Consider the following 26,711-nt stretch of genomic DNA (forward strand, 5'->3'; position numbering starts at 1 on the left):
GGTCGTGTCAGCTCGTGTCAGGTCGTGTCAGCTCGTGTCGGTGGCGGCAGTGCCGTACGCGCCGACGATGCGTTCCATCACCTCGGGCAGCCGGAACGACGTGCGGTGCAGGGCCGCCTCGCGGGCCACCGCCTCGCCCGTCGCGGCCAGCAGCGGCACGGCCAGCTCCCGCTTGAGCAGCTCGATCGACGCACGCGGGGCGCCCGTCATCGACAGCGCCAGTTCCCGGGCCGTGCCCGGCACGTCCTGGTGCGGCACGACGCGGACCGGGGCGCCGCGCTCGCGCAACTCGGCGCCGCGGTAGTTCCGGGCGGTGAAGAGCATCTCCGTACCCAGTTCGCGCCCGAAGCGGCTCGGGAACAGGTAGCTGGCGCCCATGCCGGGCGTGAAGCCGTACTTCATGAAGTTGCCCGCGTACATGGAGCGTTCGCTGAAGACCGCGAAGTCGGCGTAGAGGGCGAGCACGAGCCCGCCGCCGATGGCGTGGCCCTGCACCGAGGCGATCACGGGCAGCGGGCACCGGGCGAAGACCCGGAAGAAGTCGTCGGTGTCGAAACTCCCGTTCCCCCGGGCGAAGTTGACCAGCTCGCGCTGGGTGCCGCCCGCGCAGAACAGCTCGGGCCTGCCCTCGACGACGACGGCCCGGGTGCGCGGGTCGGCGGCGGCCTGCTCGATCGAGTCGACGAGGCCCGAGGTCAGGCCGGCCGAGAACGTGTTGCGGCCGCCCGGGTCGTCCATGGTGACGACGGCGACAGGCCCCTCCCAGGACAGCCGGACGACGGACAGAGCGGCATCGACGGTCGGTGCGCTCATGCGGCACGCTCCCCGATCAGGCGGTGCACGGCGGGGTCGGTGAGCCGGTCCAGGAAGGCACGTCCCGCATCAAGGCCGAGCCGCTCGTCGCGGGGGAAGAGCCGGGCCCGGTACTCCTTGAGCGCCCCGGCGGTGGGCCGGTCGACCCGGCTGAGTTCCACCAGGGCGCGCCGCAGGGCCTGTTCGGCGTCGTCGGCGGCCGTGTCGGCGAGGCCGGCCGCGACCGCGCCGGCGGCGTCCAGGGCCTCGGCGAGCAGGGTGGCCGAGAACGCCCGCTGCTCACCGGTCCTGCGCGCCACGAACGGCAGCGCCATGGCGGGCACCAGACCGACGAGGGCCTCGGTGAGGCGGAAGCGGGCCCGCGGACCGGCGATCACCAGGTCGCAGGCGGCCGCGAGCCCGACGCCGCCCGCGGTGGCGTGGCCGTCGACCAGGGCGACGGTGACGACGGGGGTGCGGGTGAGACGGTCGAGGAGTTTCCAGTACGGGAGTTCGTCCGCTCCCGGTTCCGGCACCTCGGCGGGCACCCCGTCCGACAGGTCGGTGCCGGCGCAGAAGTCCTCGCCCCGCGCGGACAGGACCAGGACCCGGCAGTGCGGATCGGCCTCGGCGCTGTCGAGCGCCGCGTGCAGGCCGTCGAGGAGCTCCGGCGTGACGGCGTTGCGCAGTTCGGGCCGGTCGAGGCGGGCGCGGAGCACTCCGCGGGCCGCGGTCAGGGTGACGGCGGTCATCACTGATCGCCTCCCAGCCACACGTACTCACGGTGGTAGTCCCGCACGCCCCGCAGTACGAGGCGCCGCCCGCCGTCGAAGCGCGCCTTGGTGATCTGCGGGAAGCGGTCGAGGTCGAAGGTGAAGTCCTGGGTGCCGAACTTCAACTCGGCCGTGGCCGCGAGGAGTTCGTCGTACTCGTCGGTGCTCAGCGAGTACCGCGCGTCCAGCGCCTCGCGGATGCCCATGGCGCGTACGGCGCGCTGCGACGCGGGCGTGATGACGGCGCTGTAGAACTCGGAGGCGCAGCCGGAGCCGTACGAGAAGACACCGACTCGGCGCTCGCCGTCGATGACGGCGTTGTCGATGGTGGAGGCCAGCGCGAGGAAGACCGTGCCGGCGTAGATGTTGCCGACCTGCTGCGGGTACTGGATCGCCGGGCCGAGGCGGGTCGTGAAGTCGTCCTCGACGGCCTGCGGCGACGTGCCCCGCTTCAGCTTGCGCAGTGCGGCCCGGTGCGCGCCCTTGACCATGCCGGGGAACGGCGTGTGCATGGCCAGCAGGTCGAAGGAGTCCACGAAGTCGGCGCCGTCGACCTTGCGCGCGTAGTCGGTGAAGGAGCCCTTGAGGCAGTCGATGTACGTCAGCAGCGACAGGTCCGTGTCACCGGCCTCCCGCTCCGGGTCGGGGCGGCAGGTGTCCATCACCTCATAGCTGTGGAAGCCGTTGGCACCCTGGTCGAAGGCCGCGACGACCGGATTGTCGCTGACCAGCATGGCCATGGCGCCGGCGCCCTGGCTCGGCTCGACGTAGGTGTGCGGCACAGGACGGGCCACGTCGCTGCTGATGACCAGGGCCTTGGTCCCCTCGAAGGGGCTGGCGGCGACGACGGCGGCGGCCATCTGCAGGGCGGCGGTGCCGCTGTAGCACGCCTGCTTGGTCTCGAACAGGCGGCAGCTGCGCGACAGCCCCAGGTAGTCGTGGACGTAGGTGGCGAGCGACTTGCCGAAGTCGACCCCGGACTCGGTGCCCACGATCAGCAGCTCGATGGAGTCGCGCTCCTCGGCACTGAGGGCGTCGACGATGGGCTTGGCCGCGTTGACGGCGAAGGACACGGCGTCCTCGCAGTGCAGCGCGACGCTCTTGCGCGCCATCATCAGGTTGCCGATCCGGCTGTCGTCGAGGCCACGGGCCGCGAACAGGGCCGGAACGTCGATGTAGGTCTCACCGCAGTAGGCGTTGATGGCTTCGATGCCGACCTGTTTCATGGTCTTCTCCGTAACTACAGGAACTGCAGGGCTGCTTCAGGGCTGCTCGGGGCTGGACGCGGATCTGCGGATCACGACGGAGGCATTGATGCCGCCGAAGGCGAAGCTGTTGCTGAGGGCGGTGCGCAGCGGCCGTCGCTCGGCCGTGCGGCCGGCCAGTGGCAGGCCCGCGGCGGGGTGTTCGAGGTTCGGGTTGGGGTGGACGGCCCCGGCCCGCAGCTGTGCGATCGCCGCCACGGCCTCGACGAGCCCCGCGGCGGTGAGGCAGTGGCCGGTGAGCGGCTTGGTGGAGTTCACGCGGTACGTCGTGCGGTCGCCGAACACCTTGTGCAGCGAGGCCGCCTCGGTCTCGTCGCCGAGCACGGAGCCGGTGCCGTGGGCGTTGACGTAGTCGATCTCGTCGGGCGTGATGCCGGCCGTCGCGAGGGCCGCGCGCATGGCGGCGGCCTGCCCCTCGGCGTCGGGTTCGGTGCCGCGCCGCGCGTCGAGGCGCTGCCCGTGCCCGGTGATCTCGGCGAGCACGTCGGCGCCGCGCTCCCGGGCCGCGCCGACCGGCTCCAGGATGACGGCCGCCGCCGCCTCACCGCGGACGAATCCCTGGCGGTCGCGGTCGAACGGGCGGCACATCCGGGCGGGTTCGTCCCTGAAGCGCTCGTGGGCCATGGCGCCGGTACGGCGGAAGGACTCGGCCTCCACGGGCGACAGTTCGGCGGCCGGGGCGACGACGAGCACGCGCTCGGCCCAGCCGGCGGCGATGGTGCGGACGGCCTGCACGAGCGCGAGCGTGCCGCTGGCGGAGGCGCCGCCCAGCGTCCAGCCCTCGCCGTGGATCCCGGTCAGCTCGCTGACCGTGCCGACCACGTCCACGTCGAGGTGGGTGAGCGCGTACGAGGCGCGCAGCCGACCGGGGCTGCGGGCATGGCCGAGGACGGTCCCGGCCTGGTGGGCCAGGGCGAGGTTGCTTCCGGCGACGATCAGGGCGGTGCCGTCGGCGAGCTGGTCCCGGGTCAGCCCGCTGTCGCGGACAGCGCGCAGCGCGACGCACGCGGCGGTGCGCGCGGGCAGCGCGGCGCGGCCCGCGACCTTGCGCAGCCGTGCCGCCGTCGCGGGATCGTGCGCCAGGTGCCGCCCGGCCCAGTCGGCGAGGGCGAACCCGTCGAGCGCGGCGACGGGCAGGCTCTCGCCGTCGTCGTCCGCCGCCGGCAGGGTCACCGCGCTGCGGCCGGCGAGCAGCGCGGCGGTGAAGCCGTCGAGGTCGTCGGCGAGCGGGGTGAGCACCGAGGCGGCCGTGACGGCCACGGCGCCGGATATGTGACTCACGCGTGCGCGCTCGCGTGCTCGCGGAACACCGCGACCAGGGACCGCAGATCGTTGGCCTTGGTCAGCTCCGCGTTGGGCACCTTGATGCCCAGTTCGTCCTGGGCGGCGATCACGACGTCCATGCGGTCGATGGAGTTGGCGCCGAGGTCGCGCATGCTGTGGTCGAGGGTGATCTCGATGTCGGCGACCTCGGGCAGGACGTCGACGATCTGGGCGCGGATGACGGCGAAGATCGCTTCGTCGGTCATGGGGAGGTCCTTTCGGATGCTCGGGAGTGCGGGGTGCTCGGGAGTGCGGGGTGCTCAGGAGTGCTGGGGCAGGAGGGCGAGGGCCTGCTCGACGGTGAGCCGGTTGTCGCGTACGGCGCCGAGCAGGGCGTCCAGGTCGGCGGCGCTGATCTGCCCGGCGGCGGCGCCGGTCGTGGCCGGGGCGTTCGTCGCCGGGGCGGGTGCGGCGCCGCGGGCGGCGATGTGCGCGGCGAGGGCCGTCAGGCTCGGGTGGTCGTAGAGCACCCCGGCCTTCTCGTCGAGGCCGTACGCGTTGTTGAGGAACGCGACGAACTCGACGCCGAGGATCGAGTCGAGGCCCAGGGTGTTGAAGGTGGCGTGGACGTCGATGTCCCAGACGTCGCAGTACAGGGTCTCGGCGAGCTGCTCGCGCAGGGTCTCCAGGACGGCGGCGCCGCGGTCGTCGGCGGCGGGGGCCGCCTTCGGGGCGGGGGCCTGCGCCGGCTGCGGCCGGGCGGGCGGGGCGGGGACGGCCTGCTGGGCGGCGGGCCTGACCGGCTTGTCCCCGGCGGCCTTGGCGGCGACCTGGCGGGCGAAGGCGCTCGGCGTGGGGTGGTCGTACAGCTCGGTGGCCTTGATGTCGGTGCCGAACCGGGCGTTGACCAGCGCCACGAACTCCACGCTGAGGATCGAGTCGACGCCGAGCGTCTGGAACGTCTGCTCCGGGTCGAGGTCGGCCGGGTCCATGTAGAGCACCCCGGCGAGGACCTCACCGACCTCCTCGGCGACCCGGTCCTGATGCGCACCGTCGTGCGGTGGAGCGACCGGAGCGTGGGCCGCGGCGGCGGGGGCGGGCGCACGTACGGGAGCGGGAGCCGGAACGGGTGCGGGAGCCGGAGCCGTGTCCAGCGGCCGGAGGGAGATCTTGCGGTCACGAGTCATGGAGGACGTCTCCTGTGGAGTCGGAGTGGTCGTGTTCTTCGCGGGCACCGGCCGCGGCAGGGACGGGACAGCGGGCGTGGGCTCGGGCGCGGGCGCGGGGGCCGCTGACGGCTTCGGGCGGGAAGCGGGCGCGGCCCGGTCCTCACGGCCGAAGTCACGCAAGTGCCCGCGGTCCAGCGCCGGTTCGGCCCCGGCCGTGCCCTGGCCCTGCCGGTGCAGCCGCTCGATCTGCAGGTCGTACCAGCAGCGGACGCGTTCGAAGGGGTAGTGCGGCAGGGGCGCACGCCGTGCCTGCGCTCCCGCGGCCGACACCACGACCCGGTCGATCCGGCCGCCGTCGAGCCACACCCGTACGGGGTCGTCGGCGGTGACCTCGGTGCGTCGCCACGGCCGGGGGCGGCCCGCCGCGACCGCCGCCAGGCCGGACAGCAGTTCCGGCATCGACCCGGCCGCCACGGCAGCCCTGCGTTCCAGGTCGGCGCGGCCTGCCGCGAAGGTGTACGCGACGTCGGCGAGCGGTATCTGCGTGCCCCGCTCCCCCGCCGCGGTCAGGTCGTCGCGCAGCGCGGCGGCGTACGCCGCCAGCGCCTCGTCGGTGCGGGCGGACAGGAACACCACGACGGGTCCGGGCTGTTCGGGGGCGCGGGGTGCCCGCGGCGGCGGACCCTCGACGACGATGTGGGCGTTGCCGCCGCCGGCACCGAACGAGCTGATGCCCGCGCGCAGCGGCCGGTCGGAGCCGTCACGGGTGGTCCAGGGCGCGACGCCCTGCTGGACCGTGAACGGCACGCCGTCGAAGTCGATCTCGGGGTTCGCGGGGGTCGCGTGCAGCGAGGGCACGAGGGTGCGGTGCCGCATCTGGAGGAGCACCTTGGCGAGGGCGACCGCGCCGGCTGCCGATTCGAGGTGTCCGACGTTCGACTTCACGGAGCCGATGGGCAGGTCGCCCGCGCCCTTCATGCCGTCCCGTGCGAACGCCGAGGCCAGGCCGCGGATCTCGATGGGGTCGCCGAGCGAGGTGCCGGTGCCGTGCGCCTCGACGTAGTCCAGGCCGTCGGCGGTCAGGCCCGCGTCGCGCAGCGCCTTGGTGACGAGGTCGGCCTGGGCGCGCGGGTTGGGCACGGTGTAGCCGTTGGTCCGGCCGCCGTGGTTCGCGGACGTTCCCCGGATCACGCCGTGGATGTGGTCGCCGTCGCGCACCGCGTCGGCCAGCGGCTTGAGGACGAACGCCCCGACGCCCTCGCCCGGTACGTAGCCGTCGCCGCCCGCGCCGAAGCTGCGGCAGCGCCCGTCGCTCGCGGCGAACCGGCCCTGGCCGAGCATGAAGTACTTGTTGGGGTGGATCAGTACGTTGACGCCGCCCGCGATGGCCACCTTCGAGCTGCCGGCGCGCAGCGACTCGACCGCGAGGTGGATCGCGGTGAGCGCGGAGGAGCAGGCGGTGTCGACGGCGGTGGACGGCCCCTGGAAGTCGAAGTAGTACGAGACACGGTTGGCGATGGACCAGTAGGCGCTGTTGGCGAGCACGTGGTTGCCGCGCAGCCGCTCCTCCGCCTCGTGCAACTGGTACTCGCCGTACATGGCGCCCACGAACACGCCGACGTCCTTGCGGTGCACCGGGTCGTCGGCGGTGACGAGCGTGTCCGGGGTGTACCCGGCGTCGTCGAGGGCGGCCCAGCAGGACTCGAGGAAGAGCCGGGCCTGCGGGTCGACGGTGCCCGCCTCGCGCGGAGAGATGCTGAACAGCGGCGCGTCGAAGTTCTCCACGCCCCGCACGAAGCCGCCCCACTTGGTGTAGGTCCGGTCCACGCGGGTCTTGTCCGTGTCGTACAGGGCCTCGGCGTCCCAGCGTTCGCGCGGCACCTCGGTGATGCTGTCGCGCCCCGCGAGGAGGTTGGCCCACAGCTCGTCGAGGCCGTCGGCCTCGGGGAAGCGTCCGGCGACACCGATGATGGCGACCGCGCGGGGATCGATGCCGGCGTGCGGATCGGGGGCGCCGGGCCGTGCGTCCTTGTCGCCGGTCGCGCCGCGCAGGCTCACGTCGAGGAGCGCGGTCGAGGAGGCGGGCGGCTCCTCGGTGACCGGGATGTCGGCCGGCTCGGTGGGGCCGATGAGACCGGCGCACCGCTCGGGGAACTCCTCGACGAGGTGCTCGGCGAGTTCGGCGACCGTGCGGCACTCGAAGAGGAGCGTCTTGGAGAGCCGTCCGAAGTCGGACTCCAGGAGTTCGACGACGCGGATGGCGAGCAGCGAGTCGATGCCGAGGTCGTCGAAGGGCCGGTCGGGCCACACCTGGTCGACGGGGGTGCGGGTGGCCTCGGCGACGACGGCGCGCAGCCGCTCCTCGAGCAGGCCGGCGGCGGGCACGGACCGGGGGGCGGCCTGCTCCGCCGGCGTGCTCGGGGGCGGGGTCGGCGTCGGCGTCGGCGTCGGCGTCGGGCCAGGTGCGGGAACCGGATCCTGGGTGAGCAGCGGGAACGACTCGCGCAGCCGGTCCAGATCCCCGTACAGCACGACGGGTGCGCTCTCCTCGCCGTCGCGTTCGGGGGCGCCGAGCAGCGCCTCCAGGACGGTGATCCCGGTCGCGGACGGCATCGGGCGCATCCCGAGCCCGTCGAGCACCTGCTCGGCGTCGGGGCCGGTCCGCATCCCGCCGTCGGCCCAGTACGGCCAGCTCACGGAGAGCGAACGGCCCGTGCGGGAGGCGGACTTGACGAGGCGGGCCCGGCGGGTGACGAACTCGTCCACGGCCGCGTTGGCGAACGCGTAGTCGGCCTGGCCGGGGCTGCCGAGGGCCCCGGAGACCGACGAATAGACGACGAAGAAGTCGAGTTCCCAGTCGGCGGTGGCCGCGTCGAGCGCGGTGGCCGCGGTCAGCTTGGCCGCCAGCACCGCGGCGGCGTCGTCGATGTCCTTGCGCAGCACGTACGCGTCGCGCAGCACGCCCGCGCAGTGCAGGACACCGTGGACGGGGCCCTCGGCGTTCAGCCGGTGCGCGAGGGCGCGCACCGCGGCCGGGTCGGCGCTGTCCAGGCGGTGATAGGTCACCGATCCACCGCTGCGTGCGGCGCGTTCGGCGAGCCGGGCGATCTCGGCGCCGCGCTCGCCCTCGGCGGCGGAGCGGCCGGTGAGGACGACGTGCGCCGCGCGGGTGTCGATCAGGTGGCGGGCCAGGTGCGCGGCGAGGCCGCCCATGCCGTTGATCCAGTAGCGCCCGCCCGTGCGGAACGGGGCGCGGCCTGCGGCGGGAGCGTCGCAGTGGCGCAGGACGGAGGTGGTGAGTGTGCTGTCGCGGGCCACGCCGAGCCATCGCGCCGCGGGCGCCTGGGCGACGGCGGCGCGCACGGCGGACTCGAGGGCGTCGGGGCCGGCCTCCGCGTCGAGGGCCACTGCGGTCAGTTCGAAGCGCGGGTTCTCCCCGGCGAGCGAACGGCCCAGTGCGGCGATGCCGTGGCCGGTGACGGCGGCGTCGTCGTCGAGTGCGCCGGTGGGGAAGGGCACGACGATCCGGGCGCCGCGCCGGGACAGGGGGCGCAGCAGGGCCCTCAGCAGGGCGAGCACGCGCAGGGCGTCGGACGCGGATCGGGTGCCGGGCCCGGCGAGCGGCCACACCACGACGGGCGGCCGGGAGTCCTCGCCGAGCCGCGCGACCAGTTCGTCGCCGAGGGCGGCGGCGCGCTCGGGGTCCTCGGGGTCGGCAAGGCGCACGGCCGCACCGGCCAGGGGGGCGTCGCCGATGACGACGAGGGGGGCGGGTTCACCGCCGGGGCCGCCGTCGAAGGGGACGGTCGCCGGGGCGAAGAGGTGTACACCGGACGGGAGTACGGGGACGGCGGGGGTCGACTGCGCGGCGTCGCGCGGGACCGGGCGGAGTGCCAGACCGGCCAGCGTGAGCACCGCTGTGCCGTCGGCACCGGTGACCGTCACGTCGTACTTGCGCACCCGGCGCCCGCCGCCGGCGAGCCGGACCGGGCGGACCCGTACCCATGCCTCGCGCGGCAGCGGAGCGTGCAGGGTGAGTGTGTCGACGGCGAACGGGATGAACGTCTCGCCGCCCAGGTCCTCGCGCAGCACGCACCCGATGACCGTCTGCAGGGCGCCGTCGAGGACGTACGGGCACAGGGTGTCGCCGCCGGACGGGCCGTCCGCCACGACGCGCGCCAGCGCGCCCTCGCTGCCGTGCCGCAGTTCGCGCAGCACCTGGAAGGCGGGGCCGTAGACGACACCGTGGTCGGCGAAGTACCGGTACAGATCGGCCGGTTCGGCCGAGTCGGGGTACGCGGCGCGCAGTGCGGCCGGGTCGAGGCGCTCCGGGGCGGCCGGTGGGCCGGCGAGCAGGCGTGCCTCGGCGTGCGCGGTGTCGGACAGGATGCGTACGGCGTCGCCGTCGACGACCGCGCGCAGCGTGACGGGGCCGGTGACCTCCACCGGCCGGTGGAAGGCGACGTCGGCGAGGCCGGCCGTGGCGGGTGCGGTGCGCCGGGCGGCGGTCAGGGCCAGGTCGAGCTGGGCGGCGGCGGGCAGCACCGGCCGGCCGGCCACGACGTGGTCGGCGGCGACCGGGTCCTCGGGGCGCACGGTGCGGGCCGGGGCGGCGCCGGGCCGGGGCCAGACGGTACGGGCGAAGGGATAGCCGGGAAGCCGCACGCGTCGCGCCCCTGCCGCGTCCTGTTCCGGCAGGTCGCCCTCACCGGCCGCCCAGGCCCGGTAGCCGTCGGGCGCGGCGTCGGTGACCAGAGGCCCGCCTGCCGCCAACTCCCTCAGTGCGTACGACAGTTCGGTGATGGTGGCAGCGCCGAGCACGGCGCGGATCCGGCGCCGGCTGCGGCCCGTGTGCAGGGTGTGCGCCACATCGGCGAGGGACCGTCCGGCCACGGCGCCGGCGAGGTCACCGGCGAGCTCGCGCAGCGCGGTCTCGGTGTGGGCGGACAGCACGGTCCAGCGCACGGCGCCCCCGGCGTCGGCCGCCGACTCCGCCAGGGGCGGGGCCTGTTCGAGGACGACGTGGGCGTTGGTGCCGCCGATACCGAAGGAGCTGACGGCGGCGCGCCGCGGTCCTTGTGGGACGGGCCAGCCGCCCTCCACGACGCCCCGTTCGGCGACGCGCAGGCCGCCGGCGCCGCGCAGCGCGCGGTTGGGCTCGGAGAAGGGGGCCTGGAGCGGCACGGTGCCGTTCTCCAGCGCCAGTACGGCCTTGGCGACGCCCGCGATGCCGGCGGCGGTGTTGAGGTGTCCGAGCACCGCCTTGACGGAGCCGACGGCGGCGGGATGCGGACGCTCTCCTCCGTAGACCCGTTCCAGGGCGGCGAATTCGACGGGATCGCCGAGCGGGGTGCCGGTGCCGTGGGTCTCCAGGTAGCCGACCGAGTGCGGGTCGGTGCCCGCGACGGCCAGGGCCTCGCGGATCACGGCCTCCTGCCCTTCGGGGGACGGCGCGTGGTAGTCCATCTTGCGGCTGCCGTCGTTGTTGACGGCGCTGCCGCGCAGCACGGCGCGGACCGGGTCGCCGTCGCGCACCGCGTCGGCGAGGCGGCGCAGCACCAGGGCGCCTCCGCCGTTGCCGAAGACGGTGCCGTCGGCGGTGTCGTCGAAGGGGCGGCACTCACCGGTCGGCGAGAGGATCATGCCGGGCGCGGCCAGGTAGCCGGCCTGCGGGAAGTGCAGGGACGCCGCCGCCACGACGGCCAGGTCGCACTCCTGGCCGAGCAGGCTCTCGGCGGCCAGGTGCACCCCGACGAGTCCACTGGAGCAGGCGGTCTGCACGGTGAGGCTGGGGCCGGTGAGGCCGAGCTTGTAGGACACGCGGGTGGCCGCGAAGTCCTTGTCGGAGGAGGAGAAACGGATCATGCCGGCCGCGTCGAGGTCGGTGATGGCGACGGGCGGCTGCGTCGGCTGGCCGACGGAGACGTAGGCGGCGGTGCGCAGCCCGGTGCGGTCGGGGGCGAAGCCCGCGTCCTCCAGGCCGTGCCAGGCGACCTCCAGGAGCAGGCGCTGCTGCGGGTCGAGCCACTCGGCGTGCTGGGCGCTGTATCCGAAGAACTCGGCGTCGAAGGCGTCCGCGTCCTCCAGGACGACTCCGGCGGGGACGAACTCCTCGCGGGCCACGGTGGCCCGGTCGTGCCCGAGGCCGATGAGTTCGGCCTCGGTGTAGCGGCGGATACCGGTCTTTCCCTCCTCGAGCAGCTCCCAGAGCCGGTCGGCGGAGGTCGCGGGCCCGAATCGGCAGGCCATGCCGACGACAGCGATGGCGTTGGGGTCGATTCCGGGGTCGTCGTGGGTCATCGATCGTCTCCGAGTCGGAACGCGCGCCGCAGCTCACGGCGGGAGGGTCGGACGGGTGCGGTGGCCGTGGCCGCGACGGGGCCCGTCGGGGAGGGGGCGAGGCGTTCGGCGAGGAGGCCCGCGATGTCGTCGACGGTGGGCCGGGCGAACAGGTCGGCGAGCTCGATGCCGGTGTCCGGGTAGGCGTCGTCGAGCCGTGCGAAGAGCCGCCCGAGGAGCAGGGAGTTCCCGCCGATGTCGAAGAACCTCCGGTCGCTCGGGACGTCGTCGATCTCCAGCAACTCGCCCCACAGGGCGAGGACTTCGCGCCGCAGGTCCGCCGTGCTCGCGGCCGCTGCGCCGGGGCGTTCGGTGTGCCCGTGCGCCTGCGGGTCCGTCCGGGCCCCCGGCTGGGGCAGGGCGCCCTGCGCGGCCAGCCGTACGGCTTCCTTGCGGTCGACCTTGCCGTTGGGCGTCAGGGGCAGTCCCTCCGCCGCCACAAGGCGGTCGGGGAGCATCCACGGCGGCAGCGTCGACGAGGCGAAGTCGCGCAGTTCGCCGAGGCTCGGCAGACTGTCGCCGGTCCGGGGCACGGCGATCACGAGGAGCCTGGCCGAGGGGCCTTCGCCGTGTACGGCGAGGACGGCGCGGGCGAGCGCGGGGTGCGCGCCCAGCACAGCCTCGATCTCGCCCAGTTCGACCCGGTGGCCGCGGATCTTGACCTGGCTGTCGGCCCTGCCGAGGAAGAGCAGCCGCCCTTCCTCGTCGCGGCGCACCAGGTCGCCGGTGCGGAACCAGCGTCCGCCGCCGACCGCGCGGACCGGGTGACCGGTGAAGCGCTCGGCGGTCAGGTCGGGGCGCTGCCAGTAGCCGTGGGCGACACCCGCCCCGCCGATCCACAGTTCGCCCGGCTCCCCCGGTGCGGGGGGACGGTGGCCGTCGACCTCGGTGAGGACCAGCTCCGTCGCGCCGATCGGCTCGCCCAGGTGCACCGGCCCCGTGTGCGTGACGCGCGCGATGGTGGACCAGATGGTCGCCTCGGTGGGGCCGTAGACGTTCCAGAGGCTGCCGGTGCGTTCGACGAGGGCGGTGGCGAGGTTGCCCGGCAGGGCCTCGCCGCCGCACAGCGCGGTCAGTCCGGGCGCCCCGCTCCAGCCGCCGTCGACGAGCAGTTGCCAGCCGGCCGGGGTGGCCTGCATGGCGGTGATCCTGCGGGTGTCGAGCAGACGGGCCATGCGCCGGGCGTCGACGACGTCCGAGCGTTCGGCGACGACGACGGTGCCGCCGACGAGGAGCGGCAGGAACAGCTCCAGGACCGAGATGTCGAAGCAGACGGTGGTGACGGCGAGGAGCCTGCCGGGCGCCCGCTCGTCGATGCCGACCCTCGCCGCGATGGCGTCCAGGGTGTGGACGACGTTGCCGTGCGTGACGCCGACGCCCTTCGGCTTGCCCGTACTGCCGGAGGTGAACATCAGGTACGCGAGGTCGGTGGGCGCGGCGGAAGTGCCCGGCGTGCCCGAGGCCGCGGCGGTGTCGGCCCGGATGTCCCGCGGGTCGACGATCCGCAGTCGCTGCGGCAGCAGCCAGGTCAGGTCCCGGTCGGCGAGGGCGACCTCGCAGCCGGCGCCCTCGACGACCATCGCGAGGCGCTCGCTCGGGTAGGAGTCGTCCAGCGGTACGTACGGGCGGCCGCTCTTGAGGATGCCGAGGAGTACGGCGGGCAGCCGCGCGGAGCGGTGCATGAGCACGGCGACGGGCTCGCCCGGCGCGGCGGTGGCGTCGACCCGGCGCGCGACGGCGTCGGAGAGTGCGTCGAGTTCGGCGTAGGTGAGGGTCTCGTGGTGGTCCTCGACGGCGGTCGCGTCCGGGCAGCGCCGGGCGCTGGCGGCGAAGCGCGCCACGAGGGTGCCGGCGGCCGGGTCGAGCAGGTCACCGACGGCTGAGCGGGTGTTGCGCGCCAGTTCGACGGTGGTGCGGCGCAGGTCGTCGACGAAGCGGTCCACGGCGGCGCCGTCGAGGACGGCGGTGCGGTGGTTGGCGAGGACCTCGACGCCCTCGGGGGTGTCGGTGACCTCGAGGCCGAGGTCGAAGTGGCCGCGCTGGCCGCGCCGGTGCACCGGCTCCCATCCGTCGTCGGCCGCCTCGGTGCCGCGCTCCCAGTTCTGGTAGGCGAGGGTGACGGTCGGCACGCCGTCGTCGCCGTGCGCGGCGCGGCACAGCGCGGCGAACCGCGGGTAGGGCAGCGCGGCGTGCCCCAGGGCTTCGCGCACGGCCTGGCCGAGGTCCTGAAGCCAGGTGGCGAGCGGGAGTCCGGGGTCGAGGTCGACGCGCAGCGGCACGGTGTTGACGAAGCAGCCGACGGTGGCCTCGTCGTCGTCGGAGCCGCGCCCGTACGTGGGTACGGCCATCAGCATCGAGCGGTGCCCTGTGGCCCGCGCGAGGGCCACGGCGAACGCGCCGAGCAGCGCGGTGAACCGGGGCACTCCGGCGGCGCGTGCGATGTCGCCGAGCGCGTCGGACAGGCTGCCGGGCAGACCGTACTCGCGGTGGGCACCGGCCGCGCCGGCCCCCTCTCCGCCCCCGGGGAAGAGCACGCCCGCGGGCGTGCCGTCGGCGAGCCGCGTACTCCAGTGCTGTTCGGCGTCGGCCCACTCGGCGGCCGTGGCGGTGTCGCGTTCGCGGCGCAGTGCCCCGGCGAACGAGCCGGCCTCGGGGAGGTCGGCCGGTCCGCCGCGGGTGAGCGCCGTGTACAGGGCGGCGACGTCACGGCGCAGCAGGTCTGCCGAGCGGCCGTCCACGACGATGTGATGGGTGGTCAGCTGCAGGACGGGGCGGTCCCCGGCGACCTCCCAGAGAACGGCCCGCAGCAGGGGTTCGGACGAGGTCCGCAGCCGGCGGTCGGCCTCCTCGGTGACGGCACGCTCCAGGGAGTCCTCGTCGACGATCCGGGTGACGAGCGCGGGCGTGTCCCGGGCGGGCACGAAGGCGGGGTTCCCGTTGTGGGTGCGCACCGAGCACCCCAGCACGGGATGGCGCCGCACCAGTTCGGCGACGGCGCCACGCACGGCCTCGCGGTCCGCGCCCGCGGGCAGCCGCCAGGACAGCGAGATGTTGTACGGGGCGTGCGGCGCGGCCGACTGGTCCGCGGCCCACATGCCGAGGAGGCGATCGGGCAGAGCCGCCGGAAACGTGTCGGGAACGGCAGGGGCGGGGGCGGGTTCGGCGGAGGCGGGTTCGGCGGCGGCACCGGTCCCGGCGGCCGGAGCGAACCCGGCCGCCTCGACGGCGGCCTTCAACTGGGCCCCGCGCGCGTCGAGCAGACGCTCCGTCAGATCTTGTAGGCCGGTGCTGTCCAGGAGCAGGGACAGTGGCACCCGGCCGAGGTCGTCCTCCAGGATCCGGCACAGGCGCATCAGGGCGATGGAGTCGACTCCGTAGTCGGAAAGGGGTGTCCCGGGGTCGAGTTCGTCGGCGCTCCTGCCCACGGTGTGCGCGACCCGCCCGGTGATCCAGCGCAGCGCGGCCCGCGCGAGCCCGTCCGCGGGCGGCACGGTGACGGGCGCCCCTGAAGACACCGGCTCCCGCGCGGCAGGCGCCTCGACGGTTCGGGCGGGGACGTCAGGCGCGTCGTGGCGGACCTCAAGGGCCCGGTCCCACACGTCGAAGTCGCCCGCCACCAGTGCCGCGTACGGCGTCGGGGCGTCCTTCGCCGGGTCGAGCAGCGGCCACACGGAGCGCAGGGCGGTGCGGGTGGCGACCGGGCGCAGGCCGTACGTACCGGCCAGGTAGGTCAGTGTGTCCGGCTCCGGAGCCATGCCCGCGTCCGCGAGGACCGGCCAGCCGACGGACAGGGTGCGGCCCGGCCGCCCCGACGCCGTGCGGCAGGCGGCGAAGCCGTCGAGAAACCCGTTGGCGAAGGCGTAGTCCGACTGGCCCTGGTTGCCCACCAGTGCCGCGAGGGACGAGGCCAGGACGAAGAAGTCCAGCGGATGTCCGGCGAGCGCCGCGTCTAGGCGGAGCGCGCCGAGGACCTTCGCGCGGCACACCTCCTGCACCGCCTCGGGTGTCTTGCCGCGCAGGAATCCGTCGCGCAGCACCCCCGCGGTGTGGACGACACCGCGAAGCCGTACGCCCTCCCGCTCCAGCCACCGCACCAGCTCGGCGACATCGCCCGCATCGGAGACGTCGCAGCGCCGGTAGGTGACCGAACCGGTCCGGCGCAGGTCCTCCAGCGCCGCCTCGTCCGGTTCCGAACGCCCCACCAGCACCAGCCGTGCCCCCGGCGCGCGCGCCAGGACATCGGCGGCGACATGCCGGCCGAGCCCGCCGAGCCCGCCGGTGACCAGGTAGGTCCCCCGGGGGTCGAGCACGGTGCCCGCCGTGTCCGTGGCAGCCGTGTCTGTGGCTGCGAGGGGAGTGAGCACCGACACCCGGCGCCCCCGCGGGCCCAGCCGCACCCAGTCGACGCCGTCGGCGGCGCGCATCGCCTCGGCCACCAGGGCCTCGGCTTCAGCGTCGTCGGGGTGGTCGCCACCGTGGACGTCGAGGGTGGCCAGACGCAGCGCGAAGCGGCCGGTCTCGCCGGCGACGGTCCGCGCCAGGCTGTGCAGCCCGTGCACCAGCGGCGCGACGTCGCCGTTCTCCTCGGCCCGGGTCACCAGCAGGATCCGGGCCCCGTCCAGGGCCCGGCTGCGGACGAACGCCCGCAGCAGTCCGAACACGGTGGCCAGTGCACCGCTCGCGAACCTCGACCACTGCGAAGTAACGCCGTCCTGGGTCAGCGGGGCGCGGCCGAGTCCGTCCGCGGCCGGGCCCCGGGTGAGGTCGACGAGGACCACGCCCGGTGTCCCGGTGCGTTCGGCCGTGGCCGCGAGGACCTGCTCGTCGCCGGCCTCCCCCGACGTCAGGGTGGCGGCGGCCTGTGCGCCCCACCGGGGCACCGCGTCCCCGATGACCCACAGCGGCCCCTGCGGGCCGGCGTGTGCGTCGTCGCCGATCGGGGCCGGCCGCCAGTCGAGGCGGTATCCGGCCACCGGTACGCCGTCCGCCGCGCCGTCGCTCGTGTCCGTGGTCGCCGGCCGCGGCGTGGTCGGCTGCGGCCCGGCGTCGACGCGGATGCGGAAGCCCGCCACGTCGACGAGCACGTCGCCGCTGTCCGTATCGATGATGTTCAGGTCGAAGACATGGATCCCGGCCGCGTCGTCGCGGCGTACCCGCCGGGCGTGCACATAGGCGCGGCCGGTGGCGGGCTGATGGACCGTCAGCCTGTCCACGGCCAGCGGCCGCAGGGTGCGCCGGGTCCCGGTCTCCTCGGTGAGGAGCAGATACGCGGCACTCTGGCAGGCCCCGTCGAACAGCGCCGGGTGCAGCACGTGGCGCCCGTCCGGGTCCTCGCCTTCGGCGAGCCGCAGCTCGGCGGTGACCTCGTCGCCGTGGACGGCGGCGCGCCGCACGGTGCGGTACAGCGGCCCGTACGCGAAGCCGTGCGCCGCGAAGGACCGGTAGAAGTCCTCCTGGTCGCCGTCGCCCAGGTGGGTGTCGAGGTCCGCGGTCCGGTAGACCAGGACCGGCCGCACCGGGCCCGCCGCCTCGGGTCCGGGCGCGGGCTCGGCCCAGCCCTGGGCGACGACGGCGTCCGCGACGGACGTGGAAAAGCGCCGTGCGCCCCGTGCGTCGGGCTCCTCGAGGACGGTGGTGACCGTCATCGGCAGTCCGGTGGCCGGCTGCGGCCAGACCAGGTCGCGCAGCACGGTGCGGTACGGGTTCCCGCCCGCGCCGAGCAGTGCCTCGTGCACCAGCTCGGGGTGGAACGCCCCGGGCAGCACAAGCTCACCGTCCACTACGTGGTCGGCGACCCAGCGCGACGCGCCGCCCAGGCGCGCGGTCACGGTCCGGGAGGCGGGCAGGGTCACCGTGTCGGCCAGCGGCATCGGGGACGAGGAGGTCTCGGGCAGGGCGCAGCGCACCCGGGCGAGCGGCGTGCCCGGCAGCGGCACGCGCCGTCCGGCGGCCGGGCCTGTGTACGTGCCGTCGGTGACCCAGGCGCGGGCGGCCGCGTCGGCCTCGGGCGGCGCCGGGTCCGTCACGAGGGCCGGGTGGGAGGTCCCCTCGGCCAGCGCGTGCAGCGCGGCGCGCAGTTCGGCCTGGTCGTGGGCGGTCACGGCGGCCCGGTGCGGCCCGTGGTCCCGGCCCGTGTGCAGGGTGTGGGCGATGTCGGCGAGGGCGAGTCCTTCGACGGCGCCGGCGAGCGCGCGGGCCGTGCCGGCCAGTCGGTCGGCGTCCGGCGCCGCGACCGGTATCAGTACGGGGCCGAAGGGCTGTGGCGTCGCCGGTCCCGCGTCGTACTCCTCCAGGACGACATGGGCGTTGGCGCCGCCCGCGCCGAAGGAGCTGACGGCCGCGCAGCGCGGGACTCCCGTGCCGTCCCAGGGCTCGGCGGCGGTCTGGATGCGCAGCGCGGTGCCGTCGAGGCCGAGCTTCGGGTTGGGCCGCTCGGCGTGCAGGGTCGGCACGAAGCGCGCGCGCCGCAGCTGGAGGATGGCCTTGGTGAGTCCGGCGATACCGGCGGCGGCCTCGGCATGGCCGATGTTGGACTTGACCGAGCCGACGCGCAGCGGGCCGTCGGCGCCCGCCTCCTCGAAGGCCAGGGCCAGGGCGCGCAGTTCGATGGGGTCGCCGAGTTCGGTGCCGGTGCCGTGCGCCTCGAGATAGCCGACGGCGGCCGGGGAGACCCCGGCGTGGCGCAGCGTGGCGCCGATGAGGGCGGCCTGGGCGCGCGGGTTGGGAACGGTGTAACCGCCGCTGCCGCCACCGTGGTTGAGGCCGGTGCCGCGGATCACCGCGTGGATCGTGTCGCCGTCCGCCTCGGCCCGGTCCAGGCGCTTGAGGACGACGGCGCCCGCGCCCTCACCGGGCACGAAGCCGTCGCCGCCCGCGCCGAAGGCCCGGGTGTGCTCGCCGCGCGAGGGCATGCCGAGCGCGCACAGGCCGGTGAACCGGTCGGGGTGCAGGTAGAGGTTGACGCCTCCGGCGAGTGCCAGGTCGGCGTCGTCGTTCTCCAGGGCCCGGCAGGCCAGGTGCAGGGCGGTCAGCGACGACGAGCACATCGTGTCGACCGTGAGGCTCGGGCCGCTGAGGTCGAAGACGTGCGACACCCGGTTGGCGACGGACGCGGCGGCCGTGACGGCGTACTCGGGGTTGTCGGCGCCCGCGGCACGGGCGTCGCGCTGGGCGAGCAGATGGCTGTTGGCGGTGACACCGGCGAACACCCCGACGCGCGGGCCGCCCTGGGTGCCCGCGAGGGTGCGCCGGGAGTAACCGGCGTTCTCGAAGGCTTCCTTGGCGATCTCCAGGAACAGCCGCTCCTGCGGGTCCATCAGGGCCGCGTCGCGCGGGGTGATGCGGAACATCGCGGGGTCGAACGCGTCGATCCCGTCGACGAAGCAGCCCCAGCGGGCGTAGCCGCCGCCCGTGGTGCGCGCGGTGCGCCAGTCCCAGCGCTCGGCGGGCACCTCGCGTACGGGGGTGTGCCCGGCGTTCAGCAACTCCCAGAAGGCGGCGATGTCCTGGGCGCCGGGATAGCGCCCGGCGATCCCGACGACGGCGACGGCGGGTGCGCCGGTGTCGCGGCCGCGGCGCGCGGGGACGGGCGCCGCCTCGGCGGCCCGCGGCTGCGCGACGGGGCGTACGGCCGGCTCGCTCCGCAGGGGTGCGGGCCGGGGGGACGTGGTGGGTGCGGGCGCGGCGGGACGGGCCGGTGCGAGATGGCGCGCGAGCGCCCTCGGGGTCGGGTGCTCGAAGAGCAGGGTCGCCGCGACGCTGCGCTCGGGGAACATGCTGCGCAGCCGCTCGCAGAACTCCTCGTTGAGGAGCGAGTCCACGCCGAGGGAGGGGAAGTCGGTGTCCGCATCGAGCAGTGCGGGGTCCCGGACGGTGAGTTCGCCGACGAGCCGCAGGACGCGCTCCAGGAAGGAGGCGTCCTCCTCGACGGCGGGCGACGGCTGGGCGACGGGGGCGGCCGGTGCGGTCGATGCGGCGGCGGGCGGCGGCGCCGCCCCACGTTCGGCCAGCATCTGGGCCAGCTGGTCGACGGTCCGGTGCTCGAACAGCGCGGTCGCGGCGACCGGTCCGTACCTGCGGGACACCGCCTCGACGAGCTCCATGTTGAGCAGCGAGTCCACGCCCAGCTCCTGCCAGGGCAGATAGCCGGGCACATCGGCGTCGGAGCCGCCGAGCAGGTCGCGCACGATGGCGCGCAGCCCCTCGGCGATCTCCGGGACCGTGGCACCGGCCGCTGCCGGGTCATCGCCGGCAGGAGCAGTGGCGGCGGGCGGCCGGCAGGTCAGCAGGGCCACGCATCCCGGCGCGTCGCGCAGATGGTCCACCTCGGCGAGGCTCCAGCCGTGCTCCTCCAGCAGGGATCGCCAGCGGGGCACGTCGAGGAGGGGGCCGTGGGGCAGGCGCCGGTCCGTGTCGACATAGCCCCACCAGCCGTCCGTCAGACCGAAGGTGAGGGTGTAGACCGCGGCCGGGACGACCATCTCGACCAGCAGCAACCGGCCGCCGGGGGCGAGAAGTTGCTCGATGTGGGCGAGGGTGCGGGACAGGTCGCGGGTCGCGTGGATCACGTTGCTCGCCACGACGAGGTCGACGGCGCCGGGTGCGAAGCCCTGGGCCTCGGGACTCTTCTCGATGTCGAGCAGGCGCGGTCGCACGCGGTCGCCGAAGCGGCGGCGCCCGTGCTGGAGGAAGGCCGGGGAGACGTCGGTGTACGCGTAGTCGGCGACGCGCACACCGCGGGCGTCGAGCGCGGCCAGCGCCGACGCGGTGGTGCCGCCGACGCCCGCGCCGATCTCCAGGACACGCGGCGCGGCAAGCGCGGCGGCGGCGTCGCCGAGGGCCGCGGCAGCGGCGGAGTTGACCGGGTCGAAGAGCTGGTTGCCGCTGTAGACGGCGGTGACGCCGCTCAGGTCGCCGCCGGGGAAAAGGACGGCGGTGACGGGCAGTTCGCCGCGCAGGACGGGACCGTACGACTCCAGGGTCCGGTCGAGCAGCGTCAGGTGCCCGGCGAGGTCGGGGTGGTCGGCCAGCAGCGTGTCGCGGGTGCGGACCAGTTCGGCCCCCGCGGGCACGGACAGTCCGGACTCGGCGTACTGCGCCAGGAGTTCGAGGATCGCGGCGATCAGCCTGCGGTGCCCGGGTACGGCTGCGAGCAGTCCGGCCGCCGCCTCCGTGTCGACGTCGGGCCGGGCGGCGAGCGCGGGAGGCAGGCCGAGTTCGGTCATCCGGTGGGCGAGTGCGGCACGGGCGTAGCGATCCAGCCGGTGCGCGGCGTCCTGCCCCTGCGGGGCCGGGTGGTCGGGTGCCGGGCGCGCGGTGAGCGGGCGCAGCGGCTCGGGATCACCGCCGAGCACGAGGGACTGCGGTCGGTTGCCGGACATGCCCGCTTCCAAGGCGGCCACTCCCCTTTCCGGTACGAATGCGATGATCCCGGGATATTCACGCTTGACGTGCGCGGTGTACCGGCGGGCGAGCCCGGTGCCGTGCCACAGCCCCCAGTCGAAGGTGCGCACGGCGAGGTGCGCGTCCCCGTCGACGGCGGTGGCGTAGTGGTCGAGGAACGCGTTGGCGGCGGCGTAGTTGAGGCCGCCGACGCTGCCGAAGAGTCCGGCGGCGGAGGAGAACAGGACGAGCGCGGCGGGCCGGCCGTCCGGGCGGGTGCGCAGGGCGCGGCGCAGCGCCAGGACCACGGTCACCTTGGTCGCGAGGACCTGGTCGAGGTCGGCCGGGGTGAGTTCGGCGAGGCGGGCCGGGCTGATCGAGCCGACGCTGTGCACGATGCCGTCCGGTTCACCGAACGCGGCCCGGCATGCGGCCAGGGTGCGCTCCACGGCGGCCGGTTCGGTGACGTCGGTGCTCAGGTACCGGGCGGTCCCGCCGAGGGCCGCGAGGTCGTCGAGCAGGGCGCGGGTGCGGTCGTCGGCGGCCGAGCGCCCGACGAGCAGCAGCCGGGCGCCGTAACGCCGTGCGAGGTGGCGGGCCACCTCGGCGCCGATGCCTCCTGATCCGCCGAACAGGACGTAGGTCCCGCCGTCGGTGAACGCGTCGCCGGTGGCGGCGGGGGCGGGCTCGGGGCGGTCCGTGTAGACCTGACGCAGGCGCCGCGTGCCGCGCAGGGCGATGAGCGGTACGGCCTGGGCGCAGGGTTCGTTCAGGGCCGCGGCGACCTGGGCGGGTGTGGCGGCGGCGTCGAGGTCGACGGCTGCGGCGCTGACGCCCTCGATCTCCCGGGGCAACGTGCGGACGGCGCCGAGCAGGGCGCCCTGGAGCGACGCGCCGGGCGAGGGGGCGCCGCCGTCCGGGTCGGTGAGGCCGGTCGTGACGAGGGTGAGGCGGGCGGGACGGCCGGCCGCTTCGAGGGTACGGGCCACGGTCAGCAGGGCCGCGAGCCATTCGCGCAGCCGGCGGATCCCGGCCGTGTCCTCGCTCCACCCGGAGCCGTCCACGAGAAGAGCCACGTGGCGGGCCCCCCGCACCTCCTGTGCGAGGTCGGGAGAGTCGCGCCGCACGGTCCGGGCGCCGAGGCCTTCGGCGCGGTGGGGATCGGCCGCATCGTGGACGAGCACGAGCCCGTCGAGCCGCGCGGTGTCCGGCCGGGTGGTCACGGAGGGCTCCGCGCACCACTCGGGCACGAGCACACGGACGGCGGGCGCGTCGGCGGGCGCCTTCTCGGGCGCGACGTCGCCGCCCGCGGCGGGCGCCGAGGGGACGACCGTCCCGATGGCGTGCAGCCGCAGGCCCGTGACACGCAGTACGGTCCTGCCCTCGGCCTCCGCGGCCAGGTCCACGACGGTGTACGTGGCGCCCTGCGCGGTGCGGCGGACCGTCAGTTCCGCCGTGTCCGGGACCACGCCGGACCATTGGACGTGGTCGGCGGCCGCCGCGACGCGGGAAGCGGAGCCGTCCATCAGGACGCACGAGGTCTGCAGCGCCGCGTCCAGCCATGCCACGCGCCGGGTGCGCGGGTCGGTGGCGGCGGGGGCGACGATCCGGGCGACGGCCTGCCCGTCGCGTCGGCGCACGTCGTGCACCACGCGGTAGACCGGCCCGACCTCGATCCCGTTGCGCTGGAGGAAGGCGCCGAGATCGACGGCCTGCTCCGGGCTGCCCGGTTCCGCGACGCCCGTGGCCGGCACCGGTGCCGGAGGGTCGGTCGCCGGGACGGCGCGGGCGACGACCACACCCTCGCGCTCGACGGCGAGACGCACGGTGCCGTCCGTCTCCTCGGCGCTGCGCACCAGACGCACGGAGCCGCCTTCGGGCACGGGTACGGGCCGCTGGAACCGCAGTTGCCCGAGCGCGACGGGTCCGCCGTCGGCGAGCGCGTCGATCAGTGCGGCTCCGGGCAAGGTGGTCCGCCCGCCGACGCGGTGCTCGGCCAGCGGATGGCCGTCCTCGATGACGTAACCGCTCCCGCGCCCGGAGAACGCAGAGGACACAGAGGACGCAGAGAACACAGAGGACTCGGCGGCCGCGGCGCCCGGCAGCCAGTAGGAGTGACGTTCGAAGGGGTACGGCACCAGCGGTACGCGGCGCGGGCGGGGTCCCTCGGGCAGGCGCGAGGCCCAGTCCCCGACCGTGGTGTCGGCTCCGCCGAGCCAGTCGCGCAGCCAGGGGTCAGCAGGCTGTTCCTGCGTGCCGTGGTCGGCGAACTGCCTTGCCAAGCGGGCGAGTTCGGCCAGGTCGGCGACGACGAAAAGGGCGCGGTGCGGCAGGTGACGGCGGCCGGACTGGAGCGTCCAGGCGATCTCGTCCAGGGCGGGCGAGGCGGGCGAGGCGGCCAGCTCGGCCGTGCGGGCGGCCAGCCGGGTCAGCGAACCGGGTGTCGCGGCCGACAGCGGCACGGCGAACGGCCCGTCACCGGCGGCGTGTTCGCGGGGCAGGTCCGGTGCCTCCTCCAGGACCACATGGGCGTTGCTGCCGCCGAACCCGAACGCGCTGACGGCCGCGCGGCGGGGCGCGCCGCCGGTGCCCGCGGGCCACGGCACGGGCTGCGCGGCGACCCGGACCGGGGTCCCGTCCAGTTCGATGTGCGGGTTGAGACGGGTGAAGCCGGGCGTGCCCGGTATCAGCCCGTGGCGCAGGACCTGCACCGCCTTGACGACGCCGACCAGGCCCGAAGCTCCTTCCAGATGGCCGATGTTGGCCTTGGCGGAGCCGACCCAGATCCGGCCCTCGGGCCCTGCGGCGCGCGCGGGCATGCCCTGCGGCTCCGCGTCGAGGACCTCCCGGAAGGCATCCAGCTCGATCGGATCGCCGAGCGGCGTGCCGGTGCCGTGCGCCTCGAGGAACCCGAGGTCGGCGGCGCGCAGTCCGGCCCGGCCGAGCGCCGTGCGGATCAGCCCGCTCTGGGCACGGGGGTTGGGCGCGGTCAGCGCGGCGGCCCGGCCGCCGTGGTTGACGGCGCTGCCGCGGATGACGGCGAGTACGGGGTCGCCGTCCGCGACGGCGCGGCGCAGTGACTTGAGTACGAGCCAGCCCGCGCCCTCGCCCCGGACGAACCCGTCGGCGTCCGCGTCGAAGATCCGGCTGCCGCCCTCGGGCGAGAGCATGCCCGCCCTGCGGTAGGCGCGGGCGTTGAATCCGTTGCTGAGGAGGTTGGCGGCTCCGGCGAGGGCGACCTCGCACTCGCCGGAGCGCACCGCGGCCTGGGCGAGGGCGAGCGCGGTGAGCGCGCCGGAGCAGGCGGTGTCGACGGTGATGCTGGGCCCGGTGAAGTCGTACAGGTGGGAGACGCGGTTGGCCAGGAACGCGGGGAACGTGCCGGTGGTGGCGTACCCGTCGGCCGAGGCGGCGCGTTCCACGAGTTGCTCGCGGTAGTCGTAGCTGCAGGCGGCGGCGTACACCCCGACGGGCGTGCCCGCGAGGGTGTCGGGGGCGAGTCCGGCGTGTTCCAGAGCGTGCCAGCTGAGTTCGAGCAGGGCGCGCTGCTGAGGATCCATGGAGGCGGCCTGACGGGGTGTCACTTCGAAGAAGGGCGCGTCGAACAGGTCGATGCGGTCGAGGAGCCCGGCGCGGAACCCGGCAGGCACCTCCCCCGCGAGCCGTCCGGCCGCCACCGCCTCGATCCGGCACTCCCCCTGACTCAGCAGCTGCCAGAAGGCCTCGGCGTCGTCCGCCCCCGGCACCTTGCAGGACATGCCGATGACAGCGACGTCGTCGTACCCGCCGGGCCGTGCGTCCGTGGCCCCGGCGGGTACGAGGGCGGGCGCGGCCCCTTCGGCGGGTGCCGCCCCTTCGTCCTCCGGTTGTCCGGGCAGCAGCGCCGCCAGCTCCGTCAGCGTCGGGTGGCGCCAGACTGCGGTCGCCGGCAGCTGCACGCCGAAGGCGGCACGGGTCTCGCGGATCAGGCGCAGCGCACGGGCGGAGTCAAGACCCTGCTCACCGAGCGGGCGGACGGGGTCCGCCCGATGCCCGAGGACGTCGGACGCCAAGGCGACGAGCCGCTCCAGCGCGTCGGGAGCCGACCGCGGGGTGTCCACCACCGGGCCGGTCGTGGCGGCGACGGCAGGCTCGGCGCCCGCCGCGCGCCGCCCTGCCGCCTCGGTCTCTGTCTCGGTCTCGGTCTCTGTCTCGGTCTCTGTCTCGGTCTCTATCTCGGTCTCTATCTCGGTCTCTATCTCCAGGGATTGCCGCACAGCGTCCAGGTAGACGGACGCGTCCCGCCCGTTGAGCACCGTGTGGTCGAAGGCGAGCACCATCCTGCGCACCGCGCCCCGGCCCGTGCCCTCGACCGCGCCGAGGAACAGGGTCGCCACCGCCGGCGGCACGACCACCGGCACCGCCAGCGTCGGTCCCCCGTCCCCCAGGTGGGAGAGCATCAGCGTGACCCGGCCGTCGGCCTGCGACTGCCCGTCGAGTGCCTCTTCCACGGCCTGCGCGTACCGCTCGTCGAAGTCCTCGGCCGTGACCTCGTCGGCGCCGCGCACCACCGCGACGGTGAGGTCTCCGTCGTCGGTGGCCACGGCGATCCCGAGGTCCACGTGCTCGTACACGCGCAGCGCGCTCTCGTCGAGCCGCCGCGAGCGCAGCCGTGCCGCGTCGGGCGCCGCCGCGCAGCGGGCCGCGACCCGGGCAAAGGCCTGGAAGACGGTCGAGAAGCGGGCGCCGCGGTGTTCCCGCAGGGCCCGCTGCAGCGTGTCCTCGGCGACGAGGGCGGAGACGACCGCGGGAACGACCTGGTCGCGGGCGCCGAGCATGGCCCGGTTCAGGGCGCGCTGCCGGATCGACTGGGTGACGTCGGTGAAGCCGGTGACCGGCGCCGACGGGCCGCGAGCACCGGGTGGGCCGACCGTACCGACCTCCGCGCCGGCGTCCGCGCCGCTCTCCCGCTGCCGGGCCACGTACCGTTGCAGATCGGCGGGCATCAGGCTCGTGCCCGCCGCGGGAACGTCCGGCAGCAGTGCCTCGTCGATGCCGAGGCGCCGGGCGTGGGCGCGGGTGCGGGGCGGAATGCGGCGGGTCGGGGTGAACTCCCGGCCGGGTGCGCCCTGCACGGACGCGCCGGACGCGCGCTCGGCGGCCGCGGTCCGCGGTCCGGTCCCGGCCTTCTCCCGGTCCGGGACGATCCGGCCGACGGCGCCGCCGATCGCAACGGTGTCCCCCGCCCGGACCAGCCAGGCGTCCAGGATCCCGGCCACCGGGGACTCGATCTCGACGGCCGCCTTGTCGTGCTCCATCTCGTAGACGACCTCGTCCTTGGCGACCGCGTCGCCCGGTTGCTTGAGGAACCGGACGATGCGGACCTCGACGATCCCCTCGCCGAGGCGCGGAACGGACAGCACCGACTCCGTGGTCATCGAGATTCCTCCGTGGATACTCCGACCTTCAGGGGGGAGCGGAAACGGACTCCTGCGGAGCAGGGCAGCGAGCGGGTATTCGCCCTGTGGGCGGATACCCGTCCCACGCACCGTCCGCGACTTGTATGCTCGGCCTTGCCCGGCTGGCGATAACCAAGCTGGCCGGGTCTACCGCCGGGCTGGCGGGATGTCAGGTCTGTGGAGCTGGCGTAAGACTGCTGGGCGTACCAACGTCCCTCGCCGTTCATTCGGGGCAGCGGCTGTCGATGAAGCAGAAAGTCCACTCCGCGAGGAATGAATCCCCCTGCTTCA

Annotated in this window: 7 protein-coding genes; all 7 read right to left on the bottom strand. The window is 75.0% G+C overall.

From position 1 onward, the window contains the following. Positions 1-27: 27 nt before the first annotated feature. The 7 genes from OG574_RS52305 to OG574_RS52335 are packed head-to-tail and all read right to left on the bottom strand — an operon-like array spanning position 28 to position 26,399. On the bottom strand, positions 28-813 hold the full coding sequence (locus tag OG574_RS52305) for a polyketide synthase (RefSeq protein WP_326779396.1): 786 nt from the start codon (positions 811-813) through the stop codon (positions 28-30). Further along, positions 810-1,544, bottom strand: coding sequence for an enoyl-CoA hydratase/isomerase family protein (locus OG574_RS52310; RefSeq protein WP_326779397.1), 735 nt, complete (start codon positions 1,542-1,544; stop codon positions 810-812). Before OG574_RS52310 ends, OG574_RS52305 begins: the two co-directional genes overlap by 4 nt. Further along, positions 1,544-2,791, bottom strand: a complete 1,248-nt coding sequence (locus OG574_RS52315) for a hydroxymethylglutaryl-CoA synthase family protein (protein WP_326779398.1) — start codon at positions 2,789-2,791, stop codon at positions 1,544-1,546. The genes OG574_RS52310 and OG574_RS52315 overlap by 1 nt, the downstream gene beginning before the upstream one ends. 36 nt (positions 2,792-2,827) lie before the next feature. After that, a complete protein-coding gene (locus OG574_RS52320) occupies positions 2,828-4,111 on the bottom strand; it encodes a beta-ketoacyl synthase N-terminal-like domain-containing protein (protein ID WP_326779399.1) in 1,284 nt (427 codons plus the stop codon). After that, positions 4,108-4,359 carry a phosphopantetheine-binding protein gene (locus OG574_RS52325; RefSeq protein WP_100598887.1) on the bottom strand — a complete coding sequence of 84 codons (252 nt, stop codon included), beginning with the start codon at positions 4,357-4,359 and terminating at the stop codon, positions 4,108-4,110. The genes OG574_RS52320 and OG574_RS52325 overlap by 4 nt, the downstream gene beginning before the upstream one ends. A 54-nt stretch (positions 4,360-4,413) precedes the next feature. Next, entirely contained in the window at positions 4,414-11,562 is a 7,149-nt protein-coding gene (locus tag OG574_RS52330) for a beta-ketoacyl synthase N-terminal-like domain-containing protein (RefSeq protein WP_326779400.1), read from the bottom strand. Continuing rightward, entirely contained in the window at positions 11,559-26,399 is a 14,841-nt protein-coding gene (locus OG574_RS52335; RefSeq protein WP_326779401.1) for a non-ribosomal peptide synthetase, read from the bottom strand. The genes OG574_RS52330 and OG574_RS52335 overlap by 4 nt, the downstream gene beginning before the upstream one ends. Positions 26,400-26,711 lie beyond the last annotated feature (312 nt).

The sequence above is a fragment of the Streptomyces sp. NBC_01445 genome (assembly GCF_035918235.1).
Classification (GTDB): domain Bacteria; phylum Actinomycetota; class Actinomycetes; order Streptomycetales; family Streptomycetaceae; genus Streptomyces.

Coding starts and splice junctions, on each gene's coding strand:
- OG574_RS52315 (WP_326779398.1), bottom strand. CDS start 2,791: ATGAAACAGGTCGGCATCGAAGCCATCAACGCCTACTGCGGTGAGACC.
- OG574_RS52325 (WP_100598887.1), bottom strand. CDS start 4,359: ATGACCGACGAAGCGATCTTCGCCGTCATCCGCGCCCAGATCGTCGAC.
- OG574_RS52335 (WP_326779401.1), bottom strand. CDS start 26,399: ATGACCACGGAGTCGGTGCTGTCCGTTCCGCGCCTCGGCGAGGGGATC.
- OG574_RS52310 (WP_326779397.1), bottom strand. CDS start 1,544: ATGACCGCCGTCACCCTGACCGCGGCCCGCGGAGTGCTCCGCGCCCGC.
- OG574_RS52330 (WP_326779400.1), bottom strand. CDS start 11,562: ATGACCCACGACGACCCCGGAATCGACCCCAACGCCATCGCTGTCGTC.
- OG574_RS52305 (WP_326779396.1), bottom strand. CDS start 813: ATGAGCGCACCGACCGTCGATGCCGCTCTGTCCGTCGTCCGGCTGTCC.